The sequence below is a fragment of the Maribellus sp. YY47 genome, assembly GCF_023111095.1.
In the GTDB taxonomy this organism is placed as follows: Bacteria; Bacteroidota; Bacteroidia; order Bacteroidales; family Prolixibacteraceae; genus Draconibacterium.
The window spans coordinates 266,264-282,832 of record NZ_JALGYW010000003.1; the positions used below are offsets into that span (position 1 = coordinate 266,264).

Consider the following 16,569-nt stretch of genomic DNA (forward strand, 5'->3'; position numbering starts at 1 on the left):
TTCCAAAACCGTACAATACAATGAAATGCAAGCACTTAACAATAATAAGCAAACGCATTTCAGACGTTTCTATAATTTTTTCGGACGTTTTTGAAACTCGCATTCCGATTATTTATGCATAGTTTTCCTTAATTATTGCGGCCGGGGGAAGACTGAGTAATGACTACAAACAACAAGTTTCAGAGACAAAACAACACGGCTATTTTGAGTCGCTTTAGCAAAAAAACGAGAAATTATTTGCTAAGCTCCCGCATTAAAGGAGGGACAGTTTGAAAAAGAAACGAATCGGGAAACTTCAGATCCGTATTAAAATTAAAGCAGGGAAATCTGCCCATCGAACACGGTCGCGGGCTACTTTTTTGAGCTCTGCCGGTATTTCATAGGCGAGGTACCAAACTGATCTTTAAAAACGGTACTAAAGTAACTCTGTGTTTGAAAACCGACCATTTCGGCAATCTCGACCATGGAGTAATCGGTTTGCTCCAATAAGGTTTTTGCTTCAGACAAGCGGTACTCGTTAATATAGGTATTGATTCCGACACCTACTATGGATTTAAACTTTGCATAAAGCGAGGCCCGGCTAATTGCCATTTTATCGACCAGGAAATCAACATTTAACTCAGGATTACTAATTTCCTCTTTAATAATCCGGTTTATTTTCTGCAGAAATTTCTCGTCGGCATTGCTGGTGGTAACCTTTGCAACCGTGCTCTCTTTAAACATCGATTCTTTATAACTCTCTTTTAGCTTTAAGCGGCCCGATAAGATATTGTAAAGGGCATCTATCAGCACCTCGTTGCTAAAAGGTTTTGTGAGGTAGGCATCAGCTCCCATTTTATACCCCTGTTTTACAGAGGATTCATCTTTCCGGGCAGTTAGCAATACAACAGGAATATGGCTGATTTCGACATTCGATTTTACATTCCGGCAAAATTCGTGTCCATCCATAACCGGCATCATTACATCCGATAAAATAATGTCGGGAAGCTCTGCTGTCGCCTTTTCCAGTCCTTCTTTGCCATTATGAGCGACAATTACTTTTCGAAACAGTTCCTTAAAAAGCTGTTTGGTATAGTTCAGTAATTCAAGATTATCTTCAACGATAAGCAAGGTTAATTCGCCCAAAAGTTCCTGCTTTTGAATGTTCTGTTCGCTTACATTAACGAAATCCGGAGTTAAATCAGAACGATAGACATAATCAACCGTCGGGGCCTCCTGGGTCAGCGGTAAATCGAAATAAAACTGAGCTCCGTGAGGCTCCATATTCTTCACCGCAATTTCGCCACCGTGTTTCCCTATTAACAATTTTGCATAGGCCAGACCAATCCCGTATCCTTCGTGATTTGCTTGCCTTTGATAAAAGCGATCAAAAATTTTCCCTTTAATATCTTCTGGTATTCCGGGGCCTTCATCGGTAAATGAAACTCTAAAGAAATCATGATCAATTTGCTGGGTTGACACCGTTAGAATATTTGTTCCGGAGGCGTATTTCGTCACATTTATCACGATATTGTAGATCACTTTTGTAATCGCCTTTTTATCTATCACAACATCCTCCACCGAATCATCCAGCTTAAATTCAACCCGGATATCGTGCTTTTCCAACTCAAACATAAAGCTATCCAAAACCTCCTGCAGCCATTCTTTTAAATTGACTTTACTAAATTCAAGCTCTTCTGTAACACCATCTATTTTTTCCAAATCCAACACCTGTTCTACCAAAAAATTCAGGTAATTGGCCTGCTTGTAAACCAGTTCCAACAAATCGAAACGTTGTATCCTGTCTTTGTTTTCTTTTAGCAAGAGCTCGAGTGGCCCGTATATTAACGAAAGCGGGGTACGTATCTCGTGGGAAATGTTCGTCATAAAAGTTATTTTCTGATCGTTTAACTTTTTTTCGCGTTCCTGCATTTCCAACTGCATTTTCACGATACGACGATTATATAAAATGTACCATATAATAAAGATCAAGGACACGACAACAACAAAACCGATGATCTTAAACCACCAACTTAGCCACCAGGGTGGGCGAACATTTAATTTCATCACCGTGCGTGCAGAAGTCCACAAACCATCGTCTCCGATAACTTTTATCTGTACCTCGTATTCACCTGAACTAAGACCAATTACACTGATGCGCGGATCATTTGTTTCAACAAACTGATCTGAAAATCCCTTCAAGCGGTAGCGTATTACTTTATCCTTAAAAAAGTCTTTTTCCTTGATCACTAAATTAAACTGCAACAATCCATAACTATACGGCAGAATAATCGTCGAGTCTTTTTTAAATCCTGAAATTAACTTCTCATCAATCAGTTTATCCTTTATTTTCAGATTATTGACAAACAATTCAATGGGCGCCTTATCGGCACGATCGAGTCCTTTTCGGATATGCACCAGTCCTGTTGCCCCTCCCATCAAAACCTGTCCGTTGATATTTCCGGTTGCCTTACTGTAAAATTCGTTGGGCATAATGCCTTCCGATTTTCCAACACGATGTATCTCGCCGGTTTCTTTATCGAGCAACAACAGACTTCGGCCGGCACCCAACCAAAGCTTATTCCCGGCCCCGTTAACAATACTGGTTACTGCCCCCGTCAATCCCAAATCTAAGGCCTGCTCGTTAGAAAAATCCTTAAGTATATGATAAAACGAATTGGTTGTGGAGACCCACAACGATTGGTCGCTATCAACGCAAGCCGTTCTGATTACTACATCAGTCGTAGTTTTGTGAATCAAAACGAGCTCTCTTTTTTGCAGATCAAATTTATAAATGCCGTTCTGTCCGTATAGGTACAATTCATTTTGAATTTTGCCTGCGATTTTCAATTCTCCGTCGAGTTCCTGTATCTGATCGGTAGATACCAGGGTAATCGTTTGGGATGGCAAATCAATAATATGCAAATAATTGTCCATCACCAGTATTTCCGTAGCGCTGATTTTCAACAAACTTAGTCCAAAATAGCCCAGCCCCGGAAGATGGTGAGCGACTCCCCTAACTTTCAACGGAAAATCGGATAAACGACCGGTTTGCTTATTAAACACTTTGATTCCCTCGGCAAAACAATTGATCATCAACTCTTGCTCCGACAACTCAGTAATGGCATTTACTTTCTTATCGCGGGTCTCGGGATAATGTTGAAACAGCCCGTCTTTTATCGAGTATTTGTTAACGCCTCCCCCATCGGTACCGATCCAGGCTTCATCCTCGTTTTCTACAAAAATACTTAATACGGTTTGACTGCTTAGCCCGTTTGGATTGTTCCAGCTAACATCGGAATACGATGTTGCGATCACTTCTTTCAGTAAAAAAGCGCCTCCGTTTATTGTTCCCAGCCAAACATTCGAAAACTCGTCGGAATAAAGGACAGAGACAGAATTCAGTTCGGGATATTCTGCCGAACGAATGGGCAAATCAAAAAATGACGAACCATCAATCCGGATTCCCTGCATCCCGCCGCCATCGGTGCCAATCCAAACCACTCCATCTTCAAACTCACTGATGGACAACACAATGTTATTTTTAAGGGCTGAATTGAGCGTAGTATAATTACTAATAATTTCACCGGTTGGTGCAATCACGAACAATCCTTTTTTATAAACACTAAGCCATAAATTCCCCTGACGATCTGCTAAAGCGGTAACAATCTCTTTCTCGTTGAAAAAGGGGACATCTTTTAACTCTCCCGTTTGGATATCAAAATACAGCAGCCCCCGCCAACGCGACGCAATCAGCATTTGATTATTCCATTCCACTATTTTATACTTTAACGGAATGTTTTGTATGCCCTGGAAAAAAAGTTTTGAAGTTTTATCGGTAGAAGTTTCGTAAACACATAAATGGTCAGTTGTACCAAACAACAGGGTATCTCCCTTTGAGTAGAAATTACTATACAAGACAGCCCATGTAGTATCCCGGCAAACGGTTTGAAATCCGCTTTTGCCTTCTTCGTGCCTCACCAGCCCCTTACCCGTTCCGATCCAAAACGTGCTATTCCTGTCTTGTGTAACAAAATAGATATAATTATCGGGCAAGCTGTTCGGGTCATTCGGGTCATGAAAGTATGTGCTCATTTGAACTCCGTCGTAACAGTTTAACCCGTTTTTGGTCCCCAGCCATAATCGTCCTAAATTATCGCGACACAGACTATGAATGGTGCTTTGAGACAAACCCTGTTCTAGCGATATTTGCTGCAAAGAATAATGTACCTCCTGAGCGAAAGTAGCATTGCAAATAACTGAGAGTAAGAACAAAATCAATGCAAACCGAATCGAACTCCACCTCTTAAAACTCATAATCAACACCTTAAGTTTACCACAATCTCCCATACAACGCTTTAAAAATAGGAAAAAAGGCCTTAATTGAAGTATTCCGGAATGATGTATTTTCTATCAACTGCAATCTTCCGGATTTCAAAAAACGTTGCAGGCGTAACAATTATCCGGAGAAACAAAAACAGCCTAAACCCAAAAAAGAACAGTCGCCAATACTTCTACACCCCGTATTTCCCGCATTAAAGTACAGCCGGATCAGCGACAGAAATATGCCGAGAACAGGTAAAAACAACAGGATGAATTCCCAAATCAACAAATGAACCTGCAAATCTTACACGCTCACATACATATACTTAAACAATTACATTTCATATTCCTCAGAAATTTATTAATGATAAAATCTTCCTCCAATTCACTCAAATCTCAACCAATCATCTATCCCCGCATGGGTTTCATCTCAAAATATTTTAGGTGAATTTATTGACATTCGAGATTATGCCGGGTCTGCAGCAAATCATTTCAATACTTCTGACGAGACAGATGTAGTTTCATAATCCGGATTTTGTTGGTTTGTGGCAATGGATTTTGTTGGGAAATTAATTATACACGACGAATAAAAAGACCTGTATATCTGGTTATTGTTGAACAAAATGGATGATATTAATGGCCGAATGTTAAGAATATTAAGAACATGTTGAAGAACACTTTCTGAATTTTACCCTAGTTAAGTATGTGGATAACTGCATATATTCCAAAGCTTTATGATTTTGATATGTGGGCCGTGCTACGAACACGACTTTCATTTTGAAAGCTGATTTGCTTATTTGCTTACGGTTTGCAATTTTCGATTTAGATTCAATTCGCGAATAAATTTAAATTTGCGCCTTTCATTTTAATAAAAACCAAAATGACTAACGCTTTACAACTAATGCTTACCGGCATGGGTACCGTGTTTTTTATACTTATCATGGTAGTGGTACTCGGTAATGTGATCATCCGTATTACAAACTCTTTTGCTACGGTTTCTACTCAGGCAATTGCACCTGCTGCTGCTCCTTCAGGGATGGAAGCATCTAAACTTGCGGCCATAGTTTCGGCTGTTGACGTGGTTACCCGTGGCAAAGGCAAAGTTACTTCGGTAGAGAAGATCGACGAATAAAAAGATATCCAATAAAAACCAAAATATTGACTGAAATGAAGAGAGAGATCAAATTTAGTTTGCTGTACCGCGATATGTGGCAGTCATCGGGGAAATATGTTCCCCGGGTAGATCAGTTGGAAAAAGTAGCTCCGGCGATTATCGATATGGGGTGTTTCGACAGGGTCGAAACCAATGGTGGTGGCTTTGAACAGATTAACCTGTTGTTTGGCGAGAATCCAAACGTTGCCAATCGTCGCTGGACACAGCCTTTCAACGATGCAGGGATTCAGACTCACATGCTAGAGCGAGCGCTGAATGCCATTCGTATGAGCCCTGTTCCGGCCGATGTACGAAAACTGATGTTCAAAGTAAAAAAACTGCAGGGAACCGACATTGCCCGTTCTTTTTGTGGTTTGAACGACGTGCGCAACCTTGAAAACTCGATTAAGTTTGCCAAGGAAGGCGGTATGATTTCGCAGGCTGCTTTGAGTTTGACGATTTCGGAAGTACACACCGTGGAGTACTACACCAATCTGGCCAACCAGCTGATTGAAATGGGCGCCGACGAAATTTGTGTGAAAGACATGGCAGGTATCGGTCGTCCGGCCTTTATCGGCAAAATCATCAAAAACATAAAATCGGCACATCCCAATACCATTGTTCAGTACCACGGTCATTCCGGCCCGGGTTTTTCCATGGCAAGTATCCTGGAAGCTGCACATGCAGGAGTTGATTATGTGGACGTGGCCATGGAACCACTTTCGTGGGGTACAGGTCATGCCGATGTGCTGGCAGTTCAGGGCATGTTGAAGGATGCGGGTTATGCCGTGAAAGATATCAATATGAAAGCGTACATGGAAGTGCGTTCGCTGACTCAGGAATTTATCGATGATTTTCTGGGTTACTATATCGACCCGAAGAACCGTCACATGAACTCATTGCTGATCGGTTCAGGTCTTCCGGGCGGAATGATGGGAAGTTTGATGGCTGACCTCGGGAACAACCTTGAAAGCCTGAATAAATGGCTCGTAAAAAATAATAAACCAACTTTAACTCAGGATGATCTTCTAATCAAACTGTTTAATGAAGTAGAATACATTTGGCCAAAACTGGGCTATCCGCCACTGGTAACACCTTTCAGCCAGTACGTGAAAAACCTGGCCCTGATGAATGTTATTCAGCTGATAAAAGGCCGCGAGCGCTGGAGTATGATCGCTGACAATATCTGGGATATGATTGTTGGTAAATCAGGTCAGCTACCGGGAGAACTTGATCCGGAAATCATTGAACTGGCAAAAGCTAACGGAAAAGAATTCTATACCGGTGTTCCGCAGGATCTGTATCCTGATAACCTCGACGTTTTCAAACAGGAAATGAAAGAGAAAAACTGGGATTTCGGACAGGATGACGAAGAGTTGCTTGAACTGGCGATGCACCCGGAACAATACCGTGCCTACAAATCGGGTAAAGCAAAAGCCGATTTCGAAGCCGATCTGGCTGCACAAAAAGCTGCCAAAGAGCCGAAACCTGAAAAAGTGGAAGTACCGGTTGGAAATTACGAGCCAAAATCGATGATCATCGATATCAACGGCGAGAAATTCAAAGTGGGTGTTTCTTACGGCGATATTGCTGCTGAAACCGCTGCCAACGGAAATGGCAAAGTTGCACCGGCTCAAAAAGAAGCACCGGTTGCTGCTGCTGTAGCCGAAGCTCATGACGTGCTGGCTCCGCTCGAAGGAAAATTCATGCTTACAAAAGATACATCGGAAACTCCACTGAAAGTGGGAGATACCGTTAAAGAAGGAGATCTGGTTTGCTACATTGAATCGATGAAAACCTACAACGCCATTGTTGCCGATAAAGACGGAAAAGTCGTTGGAATCCTGAAGTCGAACGGCGACAGCGTAGAGGAAGACGATGTATTGATTCAACTGGCTTAAGCACACAGTCGTATGGAAATATTGAGAGAACTGTTTAACATGACAGCGCTGGGCGACATTACTTGGCAAACACTGATCATGTGGGCCATCGCTTTTGTTTTGCTGTACCTCGGAATAAAAAAAGGTTACGAACCCTTATTGCTGGTTCCCATCGCTTTTGGGGTGTTGCTGGCCAACTTTCCAGGCGGACAAATGGGCGTGGTCGATGCTAAATTGATTGAACTGGAAGGGCATCGCTACATGAACCTTTTTGAGATTGCGCATGAATACGGAATTATGAATTACCTGTATTATTCACTGATCAAAACAGGTTTGCTGCCTCCGATTATTTTTATGGGAGTGGGCGTGCTTACCGACTTCGGACCGATGCTCCGCAACCTGAAACTGGCTCTGTTTGGAGCGGCTGCGCAGATCGGTATTTTTACGATCCTGCTGGGTGCAGTAGCCGTTGGTTTTACACCAAAAGAAGCAGCTTCGCTGGGAATTATCGGTGGCGCCGACGGACCTACCGCGATCTATACTACGATTAAGCTGGCTCCGCATTTGCTAGGGCCGATCGCCATCGCAGCGTATTCGTACATGGCGCTGGTTCCTGTAATCATTCCTTTGGTGGCAAAATTACTGATCTCGAAAAAGGAATTTGAGATCAACATGAAAGAGATGGATAAAAAGTATCCTGCAAAATACGAGATCAAGAACCTGAGAGCTGCAAAGGTCATTTTCCCGATTGCTTTGGGAACGCTGGCAGCCATTATGGTTCCTTCATCTGTTCCGCTGCTTGGAATGTTGCTTTTTGGTAACCTGATCAAGGAAATTGGTTCATCAACCAGTCGTTTGGCTGATGCAGCTCAGGGACCGATCATGAATACGGCCACCATCTTTTTGGGACTGACCGTAGGAGCGACCATGACTTCGGAAGTTTTTCTTTCAGCAAAAACAATTGGAATTGTAGTGGGCGGTTTTGTGGCCTTTGCCATTTCAATCGCCGGTGGAATTTTTGCAGTGAAAATTTACAATGCTTTTTCGAAGAAAAAAATCAATCCGCTTGTTGGAGCTACGGGTTTGAGTGCTGTTCCGATGGCCTCGCGTGTTGCCAACGAACTGGCTTTGAAATACGATAAAAAGAACCACATTCTGCAGTACTGCATGGCCAGTAACATTTCGGGTGTAATTGGCTCGGCCGTTGCTGCGGGTGTATTGATATCGTTCTTGCTTTAGCGCCAAGTTTATAGTTATAATAGAAGAAAAAGCGGGGGCATCGTGAGGTGTCCTCGTTTTTTGCTTTGCGTGAAGGATTGCAACAAAACTTATGTTATGCAACAAGCTAACCTTGCAGACTTTTCTGATCCCAATAAGAATAGAAAGATTGCTGCCAGCTGAAAGAAAACATCCTTTACGTGTGACTTTTAGGCAAGGCAAAGCTTATTTCTGAGCGATCTGCAACTACCGAAGTAAAAAACTGAAATTGTATTTGGGTTTCATATCAATTGGAAGAAACAGGAGAAAGATGACAACTAATTAGTTCCACACAACAGGGAAAAATCGTCTTATATCCTGTTTTTGAAACCTTATATTCTAAAGCAGCTGCCATCTAAAAGCATTATACTGAGCTACATACCTGAATTTGCAAAAAAAAGAGACCGCCCTTTTTGGACAGTCTCCCCTATCATTAGCTTTTATAATTAAAAGTTATATGCCAATTGGCTGCAATTGCAGTAATTCCCAATTCTAAAAAATCTGCATATTGTCTCTTAATTGATCGAAGGCGTAACCACAAATTTGCGGAATTCCACCGGTCCGTGATCACCCTGTATTTGAAACGCACCGGGTTCTCCTTCTTTGCTATCAAGCGAGCCACCGGTAATTCCGGGAATTGGACGATTCGAAATAATTTCGACACCATTAAGTACCACAGTTACATGGCGGCCAACCAGCGTAATTTCATACGTTTGCCACTCTCCGGGATTTTTAGCGGCATATACTGCAGGAGCAATAAAACCGTAAATACCACCCAAACTAACAAGGTCTGTTCTTCCCTTTGAATCTTCGATCTGCACTTCGTAACGGCCGCGAAGATAAATACCACTGTTACTTCCTGCGGGATAACGGAATTCAACACTAAGTTTGAAATCGTTAAATTTCTGTGTACTAACCAAGTTGCCCCCCGATTCAGTGTTCACCATCACACCATCTATCATCTTAAATTTGCAGTTCGCCGGAATGATCCATCGGTCCATATTTTCGGTAATCAGATTGATGGGAGTGCCCCAAACCGGCGGCTCTTTTCTTTCCAACGATGGAGCCCGAACACCTGTCCACTCCAGTTTATTACCAGCAAGCATTTGATAACCAGACAGCTTATCATCTTTTAATGAAAATTCAAAATAAAGATCATCAATGTTCATCCACTGCGGAGGAATGGTAAAATGATATTTATCCGTCTCTGCATCATAAATTATTTCTGCAATTGGCCTTGCACTGCCTTCGTATCCTACATAGTACCCAACAAGAGTTGAAAAACCCGATAATTTAACTTCAAGCCACCCGGGGAAACCATCAGAAGCCATTAATCCGTGTCTGAAAAGTCCGAGATTTTCAATCTGATCTGGTGTCATATTAATGGTAAGGTCCCACCTGCCAATTAACGGCGAGTCACTTTCAACACGTTGTGCCTGGGCCCCAACGAAACCAATTAAAGTAAATACGACCACTAAAATGAGAGCATTAAATTTTTTCATAGTATATCTTTTTTTGATTAGTAAAATGACAATTTTGTTTTCGCAAACACAAATCTACTTAAAACAGTTTTGAATTGAATACTTCAGCTCAATTTATAACCTTAAAATATCCTAATTATGGATGCATGTAGAGAGCTATAAACCCCATTTCCTCTTGGCTTCCATTTTTGAAATCTACGTTCAAAATATAAATTTCACAAAAGATGGTTTAGTCCCTTTCGTTCCAATATTGCTTCTAAGGTTTAAAACCATCATTAAACACTCTTCAGGAAGGTCAATCCAGTTATTGATTACCAATAAGTTACCAAAACATTTAATGAATGGTACGAGTTTTGCATTTCCTTCAAGCAGAAACAGTATTAATTTAATACCTAAAGTCATGAAAAAATTAATCATCATATCTATTCTTGCTCTTCTTACCTCATTTGCAAACCAGACAACAGCAAGTAACTACGAGGACGAATACCTGGGTTTGCCGGGTGACAACCTGAACCTCTATGCAACAATGAAGTTATTCCAGGAATCTGAAACGCTTGAAGGTTTTGAAAGAAGTTTGAACGATCAAAACTCACATATCAATAATCTAGACCTGAATGGAGATAACTATGTGGATTATATCTCGGTGGTGGATTATGTTGATGGGAATGTTCATTCCATCGTTTTAAGAACTCAACTTAACCAATACGAAACACAGGACATCGCTGTTTTTACGGTTCAGCGTTTCGACGATGGAACCGCCCGGATTCAATTGATTGGAGACGAAGCGCTATACGGTCAAAATTACATTGTTGAACCCATTTATGCCGACAGCCAGGAAACACCGAATCCCGGATACATGGGGAGCTCGGTAATAGTAAGCACTCCATCTCCGGTTGCCATTACCACATTTGAACTGGCAACCTGGCCAATCATCCGTTTTATCTTTCGCCCCGGGTATGTCTGCTGGCATTCGACCTGGAGTTGGGGATATTATCCTTCGTACTGGAATCCTTGGCGGCCCTATTACTGGCATACCTACTACGGTTACCACAGCCATTTTAACCACTTTTATTACTCACACTATCGTTATTGGAATCATCATCGTTACCATGGCTATCACGATTTCTACTATAGCCGGGTGCGGTCGTACTCTCCAAAAGTGAACACCAGAATCAAACAAGGAAGTTACAGAACAACGTATTCCCGACCCGATCTGCGAAAAAGAGGAGACGATCTTTACCGAACAGCATCGCGAAGAAGAACGGGGACTGAAAGTACAAACGCCCGAAGAACAAGCAATCTGAAGTCAGCAAGAAATGCATCAACTTATCAATCAAATTCAGGAAGACGAAGTGTTTCAGGCAATGCATCGCAGACACGAACAAGTTCCCCATCCAACAGGGGAGTAGAAAATACACGAAAGTCATCAACCATACAATCCGGAAGATCTGCAACAAACACTTCCAGGACCAGTAAAAGTGCAGTAACTCAAAAATCGGGCAACAGGAACACCCCAACTTACAATACGGGAACGCGTACTTCAGCTAATACTAGATCTGGAGTACAACAAAAATCGTCGACCTTACAAAACAACAGAACATCAACATCTGCCCGCCAGAATAACAAACCATCAAATCGGGCAACATCGGCTTATTCAACCAAGTCGGCCAGCAAACCCAAAGTATCATCCGGCTCTTCAAGGTCGGGAAGTTCCTATCAACAACCCAAAGTTTCGTCAGGGTCTTCAGCTTCTAAAAGCATATCCAGACCAAAGGCATCATCCGAAAGCCGTAGTTCAAGCGTTTCAAGTAAAAGCAGTCGTAGCTCTGGAAGCCGAAGTTCAGGCGTTTCCAACAAAAGCAGTCAGTCGCGATCATCTTCCAGCGAAAGATCCGGACGCAGATAAACAAAAAAAGGTCGCCAAAATTGACGACCTTTTTATTGGTGCTCCCCTTACAGTTGGAAGTTGCAACCTAATTTGTGAAAGTTTGGTGTGAATTTGCATTAACTTGAACTAATCTTCTTGTATTTTTCAATACAAAAAATTAGTAAATTGTACCTCATAATTAATGTAGTAGATGCTTTTGTTTTTATCGATAGCCGGCATTTTCTTGTCTTTGCTTTTAGTGTATTTCAATGCAAAAAAATTTGCATCTTCTACTTATCTCGGTATTTTCTTCTTTTTGATTAGTCTGTATGGTCTTTATCAATATATATTATTGTATTCAAAATCAGTTACCTTAATCAGTCTTTTTCTTTTTAATCTTTCTCTTTTTAGCTCTCCGGTTTATTTGATCGGACCAATGCTTTACTGGTATGTGAGAAGTGTTCTAACTGATGATCCAAAATTGAAAAGAAGCGATTTATTGCATTTTATTCCTGCAATAATTTTTTTCATTTCAGCCTTGCCAAACACTTTTGTTCCCTGGCAGGAAAAAGTAGAAGTAGCCAAAATAGTTGTAAGTGATCAAAGTTATATAATGGTATATAAAGCAACACTATTAAGCGAATTTCTCTCTTCAGCTACCATATTTTTAACTCGACTTTTTCTGGTGCTTGGGTATACAATATGGTCGATTGTTTTATTTATCAATTACATAAAAAAAAGAAAATCATCATCAGTATTCTCGAAGCAACAATTCATGAAAAAGTGGCTTTTCTACTTGCTCGGGTTTATGTTGATTTTAGTAATAAGCCAGCTATTTATGGTGTTCAAAAGTTTTGAAATGCATTTTTCTGCCATATTCTTTACTTTTAATCTCATTCGCGTAATATCGGTAGTTGGACTAATCGGGCTTTTAATCTCGCCATTCTTTTTCCCGACAATTCTTTATGGATTACCTCGGATGCCTGAAAATAGTGAAGAGGAAAACGATAACAGACAGACAAATAATACTAAACCACTTTCCAATTCTTTTGAAACCGATTATCTCCATTCCATCGGACATAAATCAGATTCTGTTATGGAAGAGTTGCAGCTTTATTTGGAGCCCGATTGTAATCTTGCCTATTTTTCGAAACAAATCGATGTCCCGGCTCATCATCTTGCCTACTATTTTAGGGAAGTAAAGAAACAGCGCTTTAATGACTTTCGAAATGAATGGCGAATCAATCATGCAAAATCCCTCATTAAGGAAGGCAAGGCAAATGAAATTACCCTCGAAGCTATTGGGTCGCTCTCCGGATTCTCTTCCCGCAATGCCTTTATAACCGACTTTAAAAAGCTTGAAGGTGAGTCCCCAAGCGTGTATGCCTCACGATTCAATTAAAAAAATTTCCTAAAAACACCCATTCCTTGCACCATTTTTCAAAAACAGTACAAAGGTAGCCTCCAAAAATTTCATCATTGATTTTCACTTTCTGAATTTTGCTTCAGGTTATTCAACTACAGCTGAATTTATGAGACGGTCATGCTATACTGAATCAAACAGTTACACATGACCTTCTCTAATCAGCAGTAGTAAAAACCATTTTAATTCAACTTAGTTATAACCATTAATTAAAAAATCATGAAAAAATTACTACTTCTAAACCTGATGTTGCTTGTAATCAGCTGGACTATAAATGCACAAACCGCCACCCCGCCTGCACTTGGCGATGGCACCGAAAGTAATCCCTATCAAATTGCCACTCTTGAAAATCTTTACTGGCTTGCAACGAATACATATTCGTCTATGGGGTACAATTATTATATTCAAATGGCAGATATTGATGCATCTTCAACTGTAAATTGGACTGATGGCTGGATTCCTATCGGCAATAGTAAGAATCAATTTTGGGGAAATTACGATGGAATGAATCACGTTATTTCAGGTCTTTATATTAAAAGTTCCTCTAATGCTGAAATTGGACTTTTTGGTTTCACACAAACAGCTGAATTTAAGAACCTGGGTATTACGAATGTTTACATTCAGGCGGATAGTGCAGAAAATACCGGAGCACTTTTAGGTTATGCCGATTTTAATGTTATAGTTGATAACTGTTTTAGTACAGGCACAGTGAAAGGACATTATTACACCGGTGGGTTAGCTGGTCATTTGAAAAATTACAATAGTAAAACAACCTTACGTAACAGCTACAGCACCTGCAATGTAAGTGGTGATTCAGATACAGGAGGGTTAGTTGGAATTTGTGAAACTTATGTTTCTATTCTTAATTGTTTTCATTCTGAAGGCATTGTTGAATGCAATGTAGGTTGCGGAGGTCTTATTGGAAATGCTATTGATGCAACAATCTCAAAATGTTATAGTACAGGAAAAGTGATAGGTAATTCCCGTGTTGGCGGTTTGGTTGGTATTGATGCTGGTTCAACAATTTATAATAGTTACAGCAAGTGCCCGGTTACAAGCAATTCAACTTTTCAGTCATGCGGAGGCCTTGTTGGATTCACTGTTGGCAATGCAAAGATAACCAATTCCTATAGTACCGGATCTGTTTTGCCTGGTATGGGCGGATTGGTCGGAGGCTTTATTCCTGATTATGGAATTCCTACTATTACAAGTTCTTTCTGGGACATTGAAACATCAGGAACTGAATCAAGTGCTGGTGATGGTGAAGGTATAACCACCGATAAAATGAAAACGCAATCAACATTTACTGACGCTGGCTGGGATTTTACAACTTTCTGGGGAATATCTCGCAGTTGCAATGAAGGCTATCCCTTTCTGAATCCTGAGATTCTCAGATTACCCTCAGTGAACATTATATGCAATGTTTCAGGAGAGATATGTTCAAGCATTAATCCGATCTTCACAGCAACGCCAGACAATATAGGAGAAGACCTTGTTTCCTATTCATGGAAACTCAACGATAAATCTATTGTACAAGATCATAACCAATACTATTTATCAGAGCTGGTACCCGGAAATACTTATGTGGTAAGTTGTGAAATAACGGTTTCCAACACTACTAATTGCACCTCGACTACTGCTAAATCGAACGAAATTACACTATACGTCACTGACAAACCAGATGCCGGAGAGATAAGCGGGAAAAATGTGATTCCGGTTGGGGGAAGCACCTTACTTAGCTCCACTGTTACCGGCGGCTTCTGGTTGAGTGCTTATGATACAATAGCAACCGTAGATGAATATGGCAAAGTTACCGGCACAGGTATTGGAGAAACGAGCATTGGCTATATTGTATTAGGAGAAGATCCATGCAACGAAATTGGCTTGGCGGAATTCCTGATTACTGTGACGGCTCCCTCAGATAATACACCTCCTTATGTTTCTGATATTATACCTTCAACCTTAGACCCGATAGCAATTAATGAATTATTTTCAATAACAGTTTCTTATTCGGATGACGACGGTAATGTCGAAACTGCTGTTATCGACTGGGGAGATGGATCTACAACTAATATGTTATCTCCATTGATTGACGAAACCTATTCCTATACATATAGTAATCCAGGAGTTTATACAATAACTGTATCGGTAGATGATGGTTACGGCCCGGTAACTAAAACCTACCAGTATGTTGTTGTTTACGATCCATCCGCAGGCTTTGTAACCGGTGGTGGCTGGATTGTGTCACCAATATGTGTCAATCTTGATCCGGCATATGATTATATGGATGTAAGTGGCACAGCTAACTTTGGATTTGTGGCCAAATACCAAAAAGGAAAAGTAACACCGGATGGTAACACCGAATTCCAGTTCAAAGCCGGAGGACTGAATTTCAAAAGTACCGATTATGAATGGTTGATAATCGCTGGTTCAAAAGCCCAATATAAAGGTTCAGGTACAATTAATGGTTCCGGCGATTTCGGATTTATGCTTAGTGCAATCGATGCTGATTTAGCCGAAAATACTGAAACTGATCTTTTCAGAATCAAAATCTGGGATAAAAACAATGGCGATGCAGTGGTCTATGACAACCAATGTGGAGCTGATGACTATGCAGATCTTGATCAAACGACTTCAATTGCAGGTGGTTCAATTGTAATTCATTCCGCAGACAATAAAACCAAATCAGCTACCATTCAGATCGACTTTGACAAGCCGGAATTGACTGTTTACCCAAACCCATTCAGCGACAAATTAAACTTCGAATTTGTTTCACCTCTCGATACCCATGTCCGCATTGATTTATACGATCTTACTGGACGACTAATTCAAACGGTATTTAACAATCAGGTTGAAGCAGAAATAAAATATACAACAGATTTTATTCCGGGGAATACTGTTACCAATATGTATGTTTACCGCATGACGATGGGTGAAACAGTTTTCAATGGAAAAGTTTTTTATAAACGGTAGCGTTTATTAAACACGAATTTTGGCCATCAAAGGAAGTAAGTTAGGTTTTAACCTAACTTGAAATTGGCAGAAATAACACATCTACTACAATTAAAGGCAGGCTATGGACTGCCTTTAGTTTTTCAATAAAAATCTATGGTGAAAAATTTTATCCGAATTTGACCAGTAAACCTATTAACCTGATCATACTTTCGATTATACACAATGATGGGGATTGATCTAAAAAATGAATT

At 40.6% G+C, this 16,569-nt stretch carries 8 protein-coding genes; 6 read left to right on the plus strand and 2 right to left on the minus strand.

The features are described 5' to 3' along the window. Window positions 1-351 precede the first annotated feature (351 nt). Window positions 352-4,296, minus strand: a complete 3,945-nt coding sequence (locus MR764_RS03825; RefSeq protein WP_247978069.1) for a response regulator — start codon at window positions 4,294-4,296, stop codon at window positions 352-354. 886 nt (window positions 4,297-5,182) lie between these two features. Here MR764_RS03825 and MR764_RS03830 point away from each other — a divergent pair. Genes MR764_RS03830 through MR764_RS03840 form a run of 3 tightly spaced genes read left to right on the plus strand, consistent with a single transcriptional unit; the run spans window position 5,183 to window position 8,574 of the window. After that, a complete protein-coding gene (locus MR764_RS03830; protein ID WP_247978070.1) occupies window positions 5,183-5,434 on the plus strand; it encodes an OadG family protein in 252 nt (83 codons plus the stop codon). Between the two features lie 35 nt (window positions 5,435-5,469). Continuing rightward, window positions 5,470-7,356: a biotin/lipoyl-containing protein gene (locus MR764_RS03835; protein WP_247978071.1), complete on the plus strand. Its 1,887-nt coding sequence runs from the start codon at window positions 5,470-5,472 to the stop codon at window positions 7,354-7,356. Between the two features lie 12 nt (window positions 7,357-7,368). Next, window positions 7,369-8,574, plus strand: a complete 1,206-nt coding sequence (locus MR764_RS03840; RefSeq protein WP_247978072.1) for a sodium ion-translocating decarboxylase subunit beta — start codon at window positions 7,369-7,371, stop codon at window positions 8,572-8,574. 533 nt (window positions 8,575-9,107) lie between these two features. Here MR764_RS03840 and MR764_RS03845 read toward each other — a convergent pair. Continuing rightward, window positions 9,108-10,094 (minus strand): DUF1080 domain-containing protein, encoded by a 987-nt coding sequence (locus tag MR764_RS03845; protein WP_247978073.1) that lies wholly within the window; start codon window positions 10,092-10,094, stop codon window positions 9,108-9,110. A 379-nt stretch (window positions 10,095-10,473) separates the two neighbouring features. Between MR764_RS03845 and MR764_RS03850 the strand changes: the two genes are divergently transcribed. The 3 genes from MR764_RS03850 to MR764_RS03860 all read left to right on the plus strand — a co-directional run bounded on the left by MR764_RS03850 (window position 10,474) and on the right by MR764_RS03860 (window position 16,336). After that, the gene (locus tag MR764_RS03850) at window positions 10,474-11,979 is read left to right on the plus strand and encodes a hypothetical protein (RefSeq protein ID WP_247978074.1); all 1,506 of its coding nucleotides are present in this window, start codon (window positions 10,474-10,476) and stop codon (window positions 11,977-11,979) included. Window positions 11,980-12,151: 172 nt separating this feature from the next. Continuing rightward, window positions 12,152-13,342, plus strand: a complete 1,191-nt coding sequence (locus MR764_RS03855; protein ID WP_247978075.1) for a helix-turn-helix domain-containing protein — start codon at window positions 12,152-12,154, stop codon at window positions 13,340-13,342. Window positions 13,343-13,582: 240 nt separating this feature from the next. Then, entirely contained in the window at window positions 13,583-16,336 is a 2,754-nt protein-coding gene (locus MR764_RS03860) for a PKD domain-containing protein (RefSeq protein ID WP_247978076.1), read from the plus strand. Window positions 16,337-16,569: the final 233 nt, after the last annotated feature.

Coding starts and splice junctions, on each gene's coding strand:
- MR764_RS03825 (WP_247978069.1), bottom strand. CDS start 4,296: ATGAGTTTTAAGAGGTGGAGTTCGATTCGGTTTGCATTGATTTTGTTC.
- MR764_RS03830 (WP_247978070.1), top strand. CDS start 5,183: ATGACTAACGCTTTACAACTAATGCTTACCGGCATGGGTACCGTGTTT.
- MR764_RS03835 (WP_247978071.1), top strand. CDS start 5,470: ATGAAGAGAGAGATCAAATTTAGTTTGCTGTACCGCGATATGTGGCAG.
- MR764_RS03840 (WP_247978072.1), top strand. CDS start 7,369: ATGGAAATATTGAGAGAACTGTTTAACATGACAGCGCTGGGCGACATT.
- MR764_RS03845 (WP_247978073.1), bottom strand. CDS start 10,094: ATGAAAAAATTTAATGCTCTCATTTTAGTGGTCGTATTTACTTTAATT.
- MR764_RS03850 (WP_247978074.1), top strand. CDS start 10,474: ATGAAAAAATTAATCATCATATCTATTCTTGCTCTTCTTACCTCATTT.
- MR764_RS03855 (WP_247978075.1), top strand. CDS start 12,152: ATGCTTTTGTTTTTATCGATAGCCGGCATTTTCTTGTCTTTGCTTTTA.
- MR764_RS03860 (WP_247978076.1), top strand. CDS start 13,583: ATGAAAAAATTACTACTTCTAAACCTGATGTTGCTTGTAATCAGCTGG.